General features: G+C 73.4%; 12 protein-coding genes. 3 read left to right on the top strand and 9 right to left on the bottom strand.

Annotation, left to right across the window (positions count from 1 at the left end; translation table 11 throughout):
* Positions 1–53: 53 nt before the first annotated feature.
* Positions 54–1160 carry an NADH:flavin oxidoreductase/NADH oxidase gene (locus ACFV1W_RS38215; RefSeq protein WP_380421913.1) on the bottom strand — a complete coding sequence of 369 codons (1107 nt, stop codon included), beginning with the start codon at positions 1158–1160 and terminating at the stop codon, positions 54–56.
* A 356-nt stretch (positions 1161–1516) separates the two neighbouring features.
* Here ACFV1W_RS38215 and ACFV1W_RS38210 point away from each other — a divergent pair, with 356 nt between their 5' ends.
* Entirely contained in the window at positions 1517–1951 is a 435-nt protein-coding gene (locus ACFV1W_RS38210; protein ID WP_380421912.1) for a DoxX family protein, read from the top strand.
* Between the two features lie 11 nt (positions 1952–1962).
* On the opposite strand, the gene ACFV1W_RS38205 is transcribed toward ACFV1W_RS38210, so the two are convergent.
* From ACFV1W_RS38205 to ACFV1W_RS38175, 7 genes are all read right to left on the bottom strand, one after another.
* Entirely contained in the window at positions 1963–4716 is a 2754-nt protein-coding gene (locus ACFV1W_RS38205; RefSeq protein ID WP_380421911.1) for an ATP-binding protein, read from the bottom strand.
* 1225 nt (positions 4717–5941) lie between these two features.
* Entirely contained in the window at positions 5942–7339 is a 1398-nt protein-coding gene (locus tag ACFV1W_RS38200) for an MFS transporter (RefSeq protein WP_380421910.1), read from the bottom strand.
* 358 nt (positions 7340–7697) lie between these two features.
* Positions 7698–8297 carry a TetR/AcrR family transcriptional regulator gene (locus ACFV1W_RS38195; protein WP_380421908.1) on the bottom strand — a complete coding sequence of 200 codons (600 nt, stop codon included), beginning with the start codon at positions 8295–8297 and terminating at the stop codon, positions 7698–7700.
* 47 nt (positions 8298–8344) lie between these two features.
* The gene (locus ACFV1W_RS38190; protein WP_380421906.1) at positions 8345–9307 is read right to left on the bottom strand and encodes a quinone oxidoreductase family protein; all 963 of its coding nucleotides are present in this window, start codon (positions 9305–9307) and stop codon (positions 8345–8347) included.
* A 93-nt stretch (positions 9308–9400) separates the two neighbouring features.
* Positions 9401–10012: a LamG-like jellyroll fold domain-containing protein gene (locus ACFV1W_RS38185; protein ID WP_380421915.1), complete on the bottom strand. Its 612-nt coding sequence runs from the start codon at positions 10010–10012 to the stop codon at positions 9401–9403.
* Between the two features lie 330 nt (positions 10013–10342).
* Positions 10343–10831 (bottom strand): NUDIX domain-containing protein, encoded by a 489-nt coding sequence (locus tag ACFV1W_RS38180; protein ID WP_380421905.1) that lies wholly within the window; start codon positions 10829–10831, stop codon positions 10343–10345.
* 54 nt (positions 10832–10885) lie between these two features.
* Complete coding sequence (locus tag ACFV1W_RS38175; protein ID WP_380421903.1) at positions 10886–11131, bottom strand: hypothetical protein; 246 nt, start codon at positions 11129–11131, stop codon at positions 10886–10888.
* Positions 11132–11269: 138 nt separating this feature from the next.
* Here ACFV1W_RS38175 and ACFV1W_RS38170 point away from each other — a divergent pair, with 138 nt between their 5' ends.
* Complete coding sequence (locus ACFV1W_RS38170; protein ID WP_380421901.1) at positions 11270–12103, top strand: helix-turn-helix domain-containing protein; 834 nt, start codon at positions 11270–11272, stop codon at positions 12101–12103.
* Positions 12100–12312: a DUF397 domain-containing protein gene (locus ACFV1W_RS38165; RefSeq protein WP_380421900.1), complete on the top strand. Its 213-nt coding sequence runs from the start codon at positions 12100–12102 to the stop codon at positions 12310–12312. The genes ACFV1W_RS38170 and ACFV1W_RS38165 overlap by 4 nt, the downstream gene beginning before the upstream one ends.
* Before the next feature lie 64 nt (positions 12313–12376).
* Here ACFV1W_RS38165 and ACFV1W_RS38160 read toward each other — a convergent pair whose 3' ends face one another.
* The gene (locus ACFV1W_RS38160) at positions 12377–13108 is read right to left on the bottom strand and encodes a heparin lyase I family protein (protein ID WP_380421899.1); all 732 of its coding nucleotides are present in this window, start codon (positions 13106–13108) and stop codon (positions 12377–12379) included.
* Positions 13109–13420: the final 312 nt, after the last annotated feature.

Below are 13420 nucleotides of genomic sequence, written 5' to 3'. Positions count from 1 at the left end.
CAGCTGACCTGCGGCGCGGCCGCCCGGGCCCCCGCCCGGGCCCCCGCCCGTGCTCAGGCGCGGTGGTACTGGACGGGGGAGTGGACCTCGCCGCCCAGCGCGCCGGCCGCGTGGCGGGCCCAGAACGGGTTGCGCAGCAGCTCGCGGCCGATCAGGACGGCGTCGGCCCGCCCGGTGGCCAGGATGTCCTGGGCCTGGGCGGGGTCGGTGATCAGGCCGACGGCCGCCACCGGCAGCCCGGCCTCGTTGCGCACCGCCTCGGCGAAGGGCACCTGGAAGCCGGGCGCGGCCTCGATCCGGGCGTCGGGCACGAGGCCGCCGGTGGAGACGTCCAGCAGGTCCACGCCGTGCGCCTGGAGCTCCTTGGCCAGGCGCACGGTGTCCTCGCTGGTCCAGCCCTCGCGGCCGTCCTGCGGGTTCTCGGTGAGCCAGTCGGTCGCCGAGACGCGGAAGAACAGGGGCAGCTCCTCGGGCCACACCGCGCGCACCGCGTCGACGACCTCCAGGGCGAAGCGGACGCGGCCCTCGAAGGAGCCGCCGTAGGCGTCGGTGCGGTGGTTGCTCTGCGGGGAGAGGAACTGGTGGATCAGGTAGCCGTGGGCGCCGTGGAGTTCGACGGCCTGGAAGCCCGCCTCCAGCGCACGCCGGGCGGCGTCGGCGAACGCGCCGACGACCACACGGATCTGATCGACCGTCAGCTCGTCGGGCGTGGTGTGGTCAGGGGAGAAGGCCACGGCGCTGGGGCCCACCGGCACCCAGCCGTGCTCCTCCTCGGGGGCCAGGGCACGCCCGCGCTCGACCCACGGCCGCTCGGTGGAGGCCTTGCGCCCGGCGTGGCCCAGCTGGACGGCCGGGACGGTGCCCTGCTCCTTGAGGAAGGAGGTGATCCGGCGGAACGCCTCCAGCTGGGTGTCGTTCCACAGCCCGAGGTCGTACGGGCTGATGCGCCCCTCGGGGCTGACCGCGGTGGCCTCCACGATGATCAGCCCGGTACCGCCCGCGGCCCGCGCCGCGAGGTGGGTGTAGTGCCAGTCCGTGGGCACCCCGGCCGCGTCCCCGGCCGGCGCCGCGCTGTACTGGCACATCGGCGGCATCCAGACCCGGTTGGGGACGGTCACTTCCCGCAGGGTGTACGGGGTGAAGAGGGTGGTGGCGCTCATGGCGGGCTCCCGGCTCGGTCCGCCGCGCCCGTCGGCGCGGCGGACGCGGCTTGTTGCGAATGAAGTCTATGCGCTTAAACAATAGTTGTGCACTCATTAAGTTGCAAGAGCCGCATATTTTCCCGAGGGCACCGCCGGCGGGCCGCCCCGGCGGTGGACGGCCCCCTCGGCGCCGGCCGCCCAGGAACTCAGAGGAACCTCAGAGCTCCCCGCTCCTGCCGCCCGATGTGACACGGAGTCAGAATTGGCGCCGCCGCGTCAACCGCGGCCGGAGAGGACCCCGCACGGCCCCGACACCGGCGCGCACACCCGTACCCGGCCCCGCCACCACCCCCACCTGACCGAGGAGCTCCCCGATGACCGTCGACCCCTCGCCGCTCGCCGAACGCACCCGCCCCCTGGTCCTGGGGCTGTTCCGCATCGTGGCCTCCCTGCTGTTCGCCTGCCACGGCGCGGCCACCATCTTCGGCGTCCTGGGCGGTACGCACGGCAAAGCACCCGGGTTCGGGCAGTGGCCCGGCTGGTGGGCGGCCGCCGTCCAGCTGGCCGGCGGCGCCCTGGTCCTCGTGGGCCTGGCGGTGCGCCCGGCCGCGCTCCTGTGCTCCGGGTCGATGGCCTACGCCTACTTCACCGTCCACCAGGAGCACGGCCTGTGGCCCATCCAGAACGGCGGCGAACCCGCGGTGATGTTCTGCTGGGCCTTCCTGCTGATCGCCGCGGTCGGGCCCGGCGGCCTGACCCTGGGCCGGGCGCTGCGCCGCGTGCCCGGCCGAGCGGCCCTGTCCGTCTGACCGCCCCCGCCTCAGCCGCCCGCCCCGGCCCCCGCCTCCAGGAGGCCGCGGGCGCGGTCCGCCAGACCGTCGGCGCCGCACTCGACGGCCAGCTCCAGCCCCCGGGCGAGCGCGGCACGGGCCTCCGGAGCCGGGCCCAGCGCCCCGCCGAGGTCGACCAGCGCCATCGCGTGCTCGTAGCGGGCCGGCGAGCGCTCCAGGTGCCGCACCGCCTGCGCCAGCAGCTCGGCCGCGCGAGGCCCCTCGTGCACCGCGGCGCACAGCCGCAGCGCGCTGCCGACGGCCGAGTCCGTGCCCGACTGCCGGGCCCGGCGCACCGCCTCCCCGGCCAGCTCGCGGGCCCGCTGCGGCTCGGACGGGGCCACCGCCCGCGCCAGGTGCCCCAGCCACGGCGCCCACACCGTGTTGCGCCACCCGCGCGCGTCCAGGGCCGCGCCGGCGGCCGTCAGCACCTCGGCCGCGCCCGCCGCGTCGCCCGCCGCCAGCAGCAGGCGCCCGTACAGCGTGGGAGCGTCGGGCAGCACCATCACGGTCGGGTACGGCGGACCGAAGGCGTGCTCGCGCGCGAGCTCCAGGGCCTCCTCCAGGCGGCCGCGCGCCGCCAGGGTCTCGGCCAGCGCCCCCACCGCGTCCCAGTGCAGCGGGGTGCCCGGGCCGATCCGCCCGGCCGTGCGCAGCGCCCGGCGCAGGTAGTCCTCGGCCTCCGCCAGCGCGCCGCAGCGGAACCGCAGCATGCCGGTCAGCAGGTAGGCGAAGCCCAGGTGGCCGCCGCTCCACCCGGCGACCTCGTAGGCGCGCACCGCCTCGGTGAACAGCTCCTCCGCCCGGTCGACCCGGTCGGCGTACAGGTAGCTGATGCCCAGGATGCCGGGCAGCTCGAAGCCCCAGGTGGTGTTGGTCCAGCCGAGGCTGCGCGGCAGCCGGCCCTGCGGCAGCGCGGAGTCGGCCAGTGCGAGCGCCCGCGCGCGGTCGACGCCGCGCAGCGTGAGGTCCCAGCAGCGCAGCACGGCCACCGCGTGGGCCAGACCGTCCTGCTCGAACACGGCCCCGCCCGGGGCCGCCGCGTCCGCGCCGGCGTCGGTGAAGGCCAGGCCGACCGCGTCCAGCGTCCGGTGGAACTGCGCCAGGCGCCGGGAGCGCCCGGGGCCGTCCGCGTCCTCGGACTGGAAGGCGGCGAACATGAAGTGGGCGACCTCCAGGCGCATCCGCCCCGGGCCGGGCGGGGTGCGCGAGGCCTCCTCGGCGCACAGCGCGGCGGCCTCGCCGAGCCGGTTGCTGTGGGCCAGGGCCTGGGCGAGGCGGAAGGTCGCGTCCACCCGCAGCCCGGGGTCCAGTCCGTACGGGTCGGCGAGCGCCAGGCGCAGCTGGTTGACCGTGGTCGCCGGGTCGGTGAGCAGCGCCGAACAGCCGAGCTCGTAGAGCACCGAGGCGCGGTCCTCGTCGGCGGGCGGCTCGCTGAGGGCGCGGCGCAGGCAGCGCTGCGCGGCCTCGGGCGCGCCGATGGCCAGGTGCTCACGGGCCGCCCGGCGCAGCTTGTCGACGATGAAGCCGTCCCCTTCGGGCAGGATCTCCAGCATGTGCCGGGAGGCCGCCGGCAGGCCGAGGCCGGCGTTCTCGACCTCGACGGCGGCGACCCCGTGCATCCCGGTCCGGGTGGCCGGCGGCATGGACTGGTAGACCGAGGTGGCGATCAGCGGGTGGACGAACTCCAGCCGGCCCGCCGGTGTGACGGTCAGCACCCGGTGCCGGCGCAGCTCCCGGACGGACTGGGCGGCGGTCTCGGGCCCCTGGGCGCAGATGGCGGCGGCGAGGTCGGGGCGGATGTCGGTGTCCAGGAGCGACGCCGCCCAGGCGAAGCGCAGCGCGGTGGGTCCGAGCCGGTCCAGCCAGTGGCGCAGCGTCATCCCGCGGGCGGTGGCGGCGATCTCGCGCAGCAACCCGGTGCTCTCCTCGACCGGGTCGAGGCGCTGGTCGGCCACCTCGCGCAGCAGGGCGGCGGTCTCGTACGGGTTCCCGGCGGTGACCGCCCACACGTGGCGGCAGAAGGCGTCCTCGGCCTGCGCGCCCAGGGCCGCGCGGACCAGGTGCGCGACCGAGGCGGGCTGGAGCGGGCGCAGTTCGTGCCGGCGGTCGGCCCGGTCGGCGAGGCCGCGTTGCAGCGCCAGCGCGTCGTCGGGGAACTCGTCGCGGCAGGCGAGCACCAGCAGGGCCGGCAGCTCCCGGGCCCGGAGCGCGAAGCCGGCCAGCCAGCCGAGCGACTCCGGGTCGGCCCAGTGCAGGTCGTCGACCAGCACGGCCAGCGGCGAACGCAGCTGCACCAGGCGGGTCACGACGAAGTCCAGCCCGTCGCGGACCCCTTGCGGGTCGAGCTGCCCGCCGGGCGGCCGCAGGCCGGCCGCGGGGCCGACGACGTCCTCCCACGGGCCGAAGACCCGCGCCCGCTCGTCGTCGGACAGGGCCGACAGCACCGGCCGCACCAGCTGGCGCACCACGTGGAACGGCTCGTGGCACTGCCGCTGGCCGCCCCGGGCGAACAGCACCGTGCAGCCCGCGTGCCTCGCCGCCCGCCGAACCTCGGTCAGCATCGCGGTCTTGCCCAGTCCGGCCGCTCCGGTGTAGAGCAGCAGCTCCCCGACCCCGGTGCCGGCCGGCCGGGTCAGCGCCCCGATCGCCTGGGCCGCCGACCGCAGTTCGGCCTCGCGCTCGTGCAGCGGCCCGTCGTCCCGCCCGGCCCCCTCGCCGCCCCCGGCCTTCCGCTCGGCCACCCGCCGCCTCCAATTCGCCCTGCCGGGCCCGTCGTTGCAGAGAGCCGAGGTTACTGCCGATCGGCCGGCCGCGGTGCGGGCTTGACAAAGCCGCCCGGGCCCGGCGCACCACGGACACGCCGACGCGCCCCGCAAAACCGTTGGCCCGTGTCCGCCCGGACCGCGATACTCGCCTGCCGACGGTGCGGACGAAGGGGGAGCGGGCGGGCGTGGAGGTCTTCGAGTGCAGGGGGTGCGGCACCGCGCTGACCGGGCCGCTGTCGCGGGTCCCGTTCCCCGTCTACGCCGGCATCCCCTACGGCAACGGCGTGGCCATGCCCGTCCTGATGGAGTCCGGGACCTACGCCCTCGGCATCGACCTGCTCGACTCCGCCGACGAGGGCGAGAACGAGGGGTCGGTGCTACTGGCCCCGGGCGACGCCGTCGGCACCCGCCTGATCCCCGGGCGCAACGAAGGCAACTGCTGCGGCCTCGACGGCTACGGCGGACCGAACCTCGCCTGCGCGGGCTGCGGCCACCCGGTGGCGGCCCGGATCGACGAGTGCTCCGCGTGGCAGGCCACCTGGCTGGAACCGGACGCGGTGCGCCGAGTCCCCGCGGGTCCGCCCCGCCCGGTCGCCGACTGGGCGTCGGTCGCCGGCCGGTGGCGCGCCGCCGCCCTGGTGGAGGCGGACGGGAGCCGGAGCATCCGCTGGGACGTGGAAGCCGCCGTGACCCTGGCCCACCTGGTCTCCGCCGCCGACGGCGCGCCCCTCGCCCTCGCCCCCGGCCCGCTCACCCGGGCCTTCCGCGGACTCCTCCACCAACTCCCGCCCCCGCAGGCCCGCCCGGCCCGGCGCGCGGCCCTGGCCGGACCGGGCCGACCGCTGCCCCGTCCCCTCCCGGACATCGCCGTCGTCCCGCGCCACCCCCAGACCGGCGAGCCCTGGCCCACGCCCCCGGGCGTGGCCGCCGCGCCGCTGGCCGCCGAGTACTGGTCCGCCCTCGCCTTCCGCGACGAACGCGAACTCGCGCCCGCCACCGGCGGACTGCCCCCCCGGCGTCGAACGCGACGATCCCCTCCCACCCCACTCCCTCTACTCGGGGTACCTCGACCGGTGGGTCTTCCGGGCCGTCCTGAACCGCCTGAACGGCGTCGACGACACGAAGGACGACCACCGGTGAGCAACGACGGCGGCGCCGCCCGGGAGGCATCCCGGACGGCGCCGCCGCCACGCAGCAGCCGTCAGCCGCGCGCCGTCTGCGGCACGCGCCGCGCCGGGACGGCCGGCGCCTCGGCCGCAGAGGTACGGCCGGCGGCCGGGGCGGCGCCCAGCGCGGTGCCGCGGGTCTCCTCCGCCCACAGCACGCACACCAGCAGCCCCAGCGCCGTCGTCCCGGCGGCGATCAGCATGGTCGGCCCGGTGCCCAGCCCGGTCAGCGACAGCGGCAGCAGGTAGGTGCCCACCGCCGCGCCGATCCGGCTCACCGAGGTCGCAACCCCCACCGCCGTGGCCCGGATCTCGGTCGGGAACAGCTCGTTCGGGTAGGTCCAGTCGAGCACGTTCGGCCCGCCGCACAGGAACGCGTACGCGCACAGCGCCGTCAGCGCCACGGCGGCCGGCGCGGTGGGCCACACGCCCAGCAGCGCCAGCGGGACGGTCATCAGCGCGAACGACCAGATGATGACGGGGCGCCGGCCCCTGGTGTCGACCAGGCGCAGCGCCGGGTAGCAGCCCAGCAGGAAGACCAGGCTGATCAGCCCGGTGCCCAGGGTCTCCATCACGGTGCCGCCGGGTATGCCGAAGGAGGACAGGATCTGCGGGCCGAAGGTCAGCATCGCGAACAGCGGACCCACCTGGCACAGGAAGAACAGCCCGCAGAACAGCGTGCGGCGCCGGTACGGCGGGGTCATCAGCAGCCGCAGCCCGCTGCTGCGCCGGGCGCGTTCGGCCGGGTCGGGCATCAGCTCACGGCCGTCCACCCGCACCCCGAGGTGCTTCTCCACCACGCGCACCGCGTCGCCCACCCGCCCGTTGGCGGCCAGCCAGCGCGGCGACTCCGGCGAGCCGCGCCGGATCACCAGGAACACCACGCACAGCACGGTGGAACTGGCCAGCATCCACCGCCAGCTGCCCGGCCCGGCCAGCTCCAGGAACAGGTAGCCCACCACGTAGGCGAGCACCGAGCCGGCGTACCAGGCGACGATCTGCTGGCCGAGCAGCCGCCCGCGGTGCTTGGCGGGCAGCCACTCGGCGAGCAGGGAGGTGGCGATCGGGTAGTCGGCGGCCACCGCCATGCCGAGCACGAAGCGCAGCACGGCGATCGCCCACACCGAGTCGACCCAGAAGGAGAGCACCGAGCAGGCGACCATCACCAGCAGGTCGGCGGTGTACATCACCTCCCGGCCGATCTTGTCGGTCAGCACGCCGAACAGGGCGCCGCCGACGAACATGCCCACCAGGGCGGCCGCGCCGATCAGGCTGACCTGCGCGGTGGACAGGCCCAGGTCGGGGCGCATCCCGATCAGGGCGACGCCGACGATGCTCAGGATGTAGCCGTCCAGCAGCGGCCCACCGGAACAGGCGAGCGCCAGCCTGCGGTGGAAGGCGGTATACGGGGCGTTGTCGATGGTCTGGGACATCTGTCTGGGGTCCTCCGGAGCGTACGGCCGCGTTTCGCGCCCGTGCGCCGGGTAGACGGCAGGGAACGACGCCGCCACGCTGGACGGCGCCTGCGCCCGATCACACCGGGCGACCGTCCACGGTTGCCCGGGTACACACGTGCCACCACCAGGTCCAAGGTCAACCGGACCGATGACCTTGGTCCCGAAACGGACAGGGCCTTCGCCCGTGCCGAACCAAGGCCTGCCCAGTGCTCGTAGGCGTCGTCGCCCTCTGCCACCGCGATCCCCCGCCGCGGGTGAGCCTTCTCACGACGGGCTCCCGCGGGCGTGGCGAGAGCCACAGTTTCGACTCCTGGTCCAGACCAACGCGTCCGGGTCAGGAGACGGGCCGCGCCTCGCGCAACCTCGCCAGGCCCGAGTCCAGGGCCGCCTCCAGGTGGACGGTGGAACCCGTGGTCAGCAGGATCAGCACCCCGCCCTGCACCCCCGCCAGCAACGCCGCCGCCTCCCGCTCGGCATCCAGCCCCACCCCACCCTCGCCACTGCCCTGCAAGTGGCGGATGCCCGCGGCCAGCTCCCCCTGCCACTGCTCCAGCAACCCCGCCGCCACCGCCCGCGCCGCACCCGTCGTCGACCCCAGCCGCGACAGCGCCGTGTGCAGCGGACAGTTCACCCCCTGCGCGCGGTAACGGGCCACCACCTTGTCCCGCCACCGCAGCCACGCCTCCCACGAGGTCAGGGCACCCAGCTCCGGCTGCTGGTCCTCCAGCACCCGCTGCGCCTCGTGCCGCGCCACGGCCAGCAGCAACTCGTCCTTGCCGCCGGGGAAGTAGTGGAACAGCTGGCTCTTGCTGGTCGCCGTGCGCGCCATCACGTCCTCCAGCCGCAGCGCGAACACGCCCTCCTCACGGATCTGCCCGGCCGCGCCCTCGACGATGCGCCGCCTGGTCGCGGCGCCCTTGCGGGTCAGCGTCACGTGCCCTCCCTGCGAAGTCGTGCTCCTACGGTCGCGCCGCCCTGCGCTCAGGGCAGCAGCACCAGCTTGCCGGTCGTCCGCCGGGATTCCAGGTCCGCGTGCGCCCGGCCCGCCTCCGCCAGCGGGTAGCGGCCGCCGATCCGCTGGGTCAGCCGCCCCTCCAGGACCAGGTCGAACACCTCTGCGCTGCGCCGCAGCAGGGCCTCGCGGGTGGGGACGTGGTGGTGCACCACCGGATAGGTCAGCAGGATGCTGTTCGGCAGGTCGGTGGGGCGCAGGGTGGGCACGCCCATGAACGGTCCGTAGTAGGCGTGCACGCCGTGCGGGCGCAGGGCCAGCTGGGAGGAGGCGAAGGTGTCGGCGCCGCCGCCGTCGTAGACGACGTCGGCCCCGCGGCCGCCGGTCAGCTCGCGGACCTGCTCCTCGAAGCCCGGGCCGGAGTGCACCAGGACGTGGTCGGCGCCGGCCTGCTTCGCGGCGGCGGCCTTCTCCTCGCGCGAGACCAGGCCGATCACGGTTCCGCCGCGGGCCTTGACCAGCTGGGTGAGCAGCTGGCCCACCCCGCCGGCCGCCGCGTGCACCACGGCGGTGTCGCCCGGGCCGACGGGGTAGGTCTCGGTGCTCAGGTGGTTGGCGGTCAGGCCCTGCATCAGCAGACCGGCGGCCGTCTCGTCGTCGATACGGTCGGGGACCTTCACCAGGGAGGTGGTCGGGATCGCGAGCAACTCGGCGTAGCTGCCCGGGTGGTAGAACCAGGCGACCCGGTCGCCGACGGCCAGGTTCGCCACCCCGGGGCCGAGGGCGACGACGCGGCCCATGCCCTCGGCGCCCAGCACCGTGGGGGCCGCCCAGCCGCCGGCGCCCTGCGAACGGGCGCCGACGTCCATGTAGTTGACGCCTGCCGCGCCCAGGCGCACCAGCGCCTCGCCGGGGCCGGGGACGGGGTCGGGCAGCTCGGTCCAGCGCATGACCTCGGGGCCGCCGTGCTCCTCGATGAGGATCGCGTGCATGGGTGACCGCCTTCCTGTGCGGGTTCGTTCGGGAGGGAACGTCCAGCACGGTAGGCAGCCGAAAATGGACCCACAAGTCCAGAAACGGCGGGGTCAGGGGGCGGTGGGGGTGTCCAACTCGGCGTTGTAGTCGGCGAGCTGGGCGATCCGGGTCTCGCTCAGGACGCCCTGGTGCACCCAGACGTCGTCCAGCGAACCGGCGAAGTACTCGCCCCAGGCGCCGTCGGTGCGCGCCCGGCCGAACTCCAGGCCCGCTCCCGCGTCGAAGGGTCGCACGCTCGGGGCGGAGGAGACGTGCGGGGTGCAGAAGCTCGCGTCGGGCTCGCAGGACTGGTTCTCGCGCTGCCCGTCGGCGTACAGGGTGAGCCGGGAGGCGTCGGCGTCGTAGACCAGCGCCAGGTGGGTCCAGTTCTCCAGCACCGGGACGTTCGAGGTGTGGGCGACGGTGGTGCGGGCGGCGGTGGGGCTGTCGGAGTCGGCGACCGTGGCCTGCCACTCGCCCATGGGGCCGCCGCCGTACGGGTCGACGCCCAGGTAGTGCCAGCGCAGGGCGACGGAGCTGGTGGTGCCGGTGCCCTGGGAGAGCACCGTCATGTCCCGGGTGGGGTCGCTGCTGTTGGCCCAGGTGGTGAGGGTGAAGCTCCGGTCGGCGTGCAGGGGAGCGGCGGCGGCCTCGGCGTAGCCGGTGGCGCCGTCGAGCCGCAGGAAGCCGGGGGCCGGGAGGAGGGGCTCCTCCGGGCTGACCGAGGCGCCGTTGCCGAGGACGGCGGCCGCGTGGGCGGAGCCCTCGTCCGGCGAGCTCAGCGGGCTGCCGGAGGCCTGGGCGAACTTCCAGCGGTCGATCGGCTGCGGCTGGTTCGTGTCGGCGGCCGCGGTGGCGGCCGGGGCGGCCAGGAGACTCCGGTCACGGCCACGGCCGCCAGCAGTCTGGATCCACGTACGGTCATATCGGCTCCACGGTTGAAGATCATCTGAAACGGAGCAGAAGCTCCGTGGAGCACACGAACCGATGTCAATCCTTTTGCGCCGCGCCGGTCAGCCCACCGGGACCGGGACGCCCTGGATGAGGAGCGGGAGGCCGGCGCCGTGCTCCCAGGCGTCCCAGGCGTCGTCGACGCGCCGGTACTGGTCGTCGGCCATGACCTCGCGCAGCTTGGACTGGGGCACCCAGTGGAGGCCGCGGATGTCGGCCGGCGGCTGGTGGCGGCGGACGGTCTCGGCCTGCGCGGGCGTGAGCATCCCGCCCGCGTAGACGAAGTCGACGCCCTCGGGGAACTCGGCGGCGGGCACGTAGTCGATGGTCAGGACCGTGCGCAGGCCCAGGACGAGCCCGGTCTCCGTTTCGAGGTGGCGGCGCGCCGCGAGGTGGGGGAGTTCGTCCTGCTCGGCGCTGCCACCGGGCAGGGTCAGGCCCTCGCGGTGGACGGGGTCGACGAGGAGGACGGAGAAGTCGTCCACCCGGTTGGGGTCTTCGAGGAGGACGAAGACCTGCTGGCCCGATCGCCGGGCGGGAGGACGGCTCATGAGACGGGTCCTGCTCAACTCTGCTCCAGGTGTGAGGGGTTCGAAGGGGGCTGGCTACAGCGGCCGGCGACGCGGCTTCCCACAGGTGCCCGGCGCGCTCTCCCGGGGGTTGAGGGACTGGAGGAAGGCAGGGGCGACCCGCCACTCGGGCCCGGTCGCCCCGAGGGGCCGGAGAACCGCCGTTCCGAGGAGCACTTCGACGAAGACCCCTTCGCGCGGCTTCCCGTCCTCCAGATAGCTGAAGTCCCGGACGACTTCGTGGAGTTGGAAGGGATGGGGGGAGTTCTGCACGTCAGGCATGGGGTCTCCGTAGATAGCGTTGTGCGTCCGGAAAATCACCGGGTGTAGCCATGGTGGCGCTTCACTCGCTACGATCGGAAGGCTTTCCCACTTGACAGTTTCCTCATGTGGAATTCGCGCAGCAGTGGAGGAATGACGGTGCGTGAGTCTCAGCTGGATCCATCGGCTTCGCCCCTCAAGGCGTTTGGAGCCCAACTGCGCAGGCTGCGCAAGGCGGCGGGCTTGACGCAAACACAGCTGGGGGAGCGCACACAGTTGAGTGATAGTCAGATTTCGAACCTCGAAAGAGGGACGCGCAATCCCACGCTTGAGTGGGTCCGTGCTGCTGACAAGGTCCTTGCTACCGGTGACACGCTAGAACTGACGTACTGGAGTCTCAGAGGGTCGTCTTTCCTGCCGGGCTACCCGGAGTACGCAGCCAAGGAACGGGAGGCCAGGGTCATCCGGCTCTTCGAGCTGGGCATCATCCCTGGCCTGGTGCAGACTCGCGGTTACGCTGAGGCCCTGGAGGCCGGTGCTGTTGCGCGAGGCAGTGTCACAGCTGAGCAAGGAGCCGAACGGGTCCGGCTCCTTCTGAATCGACAAGAACGAATCAACAGAGACCCTGCTCCGCTGATCCATGTGATCCTTGACGAGAGCTGTCTACGGACCGTGGTTGGCGGTGGTGGGGCTGTGATGTCTCAACAGCTGGCACATCTGGAGATGTTGGCCCAGCGGTCCAACTATGTGGTCCAGGTTGCGCCGTTCGAGTTGGGCGCACTTCGCCCGTTCATGCGGTCCATGTCGATTCTCGATCTCGGCGACGGCGCCTCGCTCGGGTACACCGAGACGCATCAACGTGGCTACCTGGAGAACGACCGGGCAATCGTGTCCGCTTGGGCGAGGGAATACGATCTGCTCCAGGTGGAAGCGCTGTCGCAGACGGCATCGCTCGCAAAGATCAGCAAGGCGCGAAGGGACTCTCCAGCATGAGCGAGAACGTTGACCTGACGGGTGCTTCCTGGAGCAAGAGCAGCTACAGCGGCAACGGCGGACAGTGCGTTGAGGTGGCGTTCGACTTCCAGGGACTGATGCCCGTTCGTGACTCGAAGGACCCCGATGGACCGGCCCTGATCTTCGCTGCCGAAGCTTGGGAGTCGTTCGTCGTCGCCGTCCGCAGCGGGGAGTTCGGCGACATCTGAGGTACTTCAGGCCCGGACCGCATTGCCTGCGGTCCGGGCCTGTCCTCGTCTCCTTCTTTCGCCTCTACGAGCCGGCGGTGGCCGTCTCCAGGGTGGTGGCCATCACCGGGCTGGTGAAGGTGTTCGTCGCCTCGCCCGGGTTCGGGTGGTAGGAGCCCCACTTGAGGTAGTTCCGGTCACCGTCCCACGTCGTGCCCTTGAACGTCCCCGAACCGCCGCTGAGCGTCTGCTTCTTGCCGTCGAACCAGAAGTCGATCGTCCCGTCGCTGCGCCCCAGGTGGATCTTCAGGGCGTACGCGTGCCACTCGCCGTTCTGCACCGGCGCCGTCCACAGCGGGTGCGCCACGTGCTCGGTGTCCCACTCCTGCAGCCGCACCCGCCCGGTGGTGATGTCGATTTCGATCGGGTGGTTCGCCGTGCCCTCGCTGGGCGAGCACTTGAGCTGGAAGACGTACCGGCTCTGGTCATCGCCGATCTCCACCTTGGACGACCAGCCCAGGTAGAACGTGTCGCCCTCCTTCAGGTCCGGGCCGACCGTCTCGCAGCGTTCCTGGTTCGCGGCCTGGAACGCCTTCCACACGCTCCCCTTCACCGGGTCCTTGACGACGCCGAAGCTGCTCGGGGCTGCGCACTGGACGCCGAGGAAGGACGACGGTCCCTTGGCGGTGCTCGGGGTCCACAGGACCTTGCCGGTCGCAGCGGAGTTACTGGCCGCGGCGGAGCTGCAGGAGATCGCGAAGGTGGCCAGGGCCAGGGCCCCGACGGCGAGCTTGCGGTGCTGGGGCAGAAGGGGCATGCCTCTCCCGGGGTGACGGGGGAATCGGGTGGTCGAACCGCTGCCTGCGATTCGACCACCCGACGGCCCTTGTGACCAGGCGGAACGACCGGCGGAAGTAGCTTCCGGTCATGTTCCGCGCAGTTCCGCCCGTCCTGAACCGCGCCTACGGGACGCGCCGTTCCCCCTCGCCCTCGCCCCCGGACGGCTCGTCGTAGGACGAGGTGCCCTCGTCCAGTGACGGCGGCCATGAAAAGCTCCCCATAGGCGGCCATATAGGGCCCCACTGATGGCCAGCGGATTCCCCGCGGACGGCCAGATATCTCCCCGCTC

It is taken from the genome of Kitasatospora sp. NPDC059648, assembly GCF_042734825.1.
Classification (GTDB): domain Bacteria; phylum Actinomycetota; class Actinomycetes; order Streptomycetales; family Streptomycetaceae; genus Kitasatospora.
Note: the sequence above shows the minus strand (reverse complement) of the source record. Positions and strands in the feature narration are given on the sequence as shown.

Coding starts and splice junctions, on each gene's coding strand:
- ACFV1W_RS38215 (WP_380421913.1), bottom strand. CDS start 1,160: ATGAGCGCCACCACCCTCTTCACCCCGTACACCCTGCGGGAAGTGACC.
- ACFV1W_RS38210 (WP_380421912.1), top strand. CDS start 1,517: ATGACCGTCGACCCCTCGCCGCTCGCCGAACGCACCCGCCCCCTGGTC.
- ACFV1W_RS38200 (WP_380421910.1), bottom strand. CDS start 7,339: ATGTCCCAGACCATCGACAACGCCCCGTATACCGCCTTCCACCGCAGG.
- ACFV1W_RS38190 (WP_380421906.1), bottom strand. CDS start 9,307: ATGCACGCGATCCTCATCGAGGAGCACGGCGGCCCCGAGGTCATGCGC.
- ACFV1W_RS38180 (WP_380421905.1), bottom strand. CDS start 10,831: ATGAGCCGTCCTCCCGCCCGGCGATCGGGCCAGCAGGTCTTCGTCCTC.
- ACFV1W_RS38175 (WP_380421903.1), bottom strand. CDS start 11,131: ATGCCTGACGTGCAGAACTCCCCCCATCCCTTCCAACTCCACGAAGTC.
- ACFV1W_RS38165 (WP_380421900.1), top strand. CDS start 12,100: ATGAGCGAGAACGTTGACCTGACGGGTGCTTCCTGGAGCAAGAGCAGC.
- ACFV1W_RS38160 (WP_380421899.1), bottom strand. CDS start 13,108: ATGCCCCTTCTGCCCCAGCACCGCAAGCTCGCCGTCGGGGCCCTGGCC.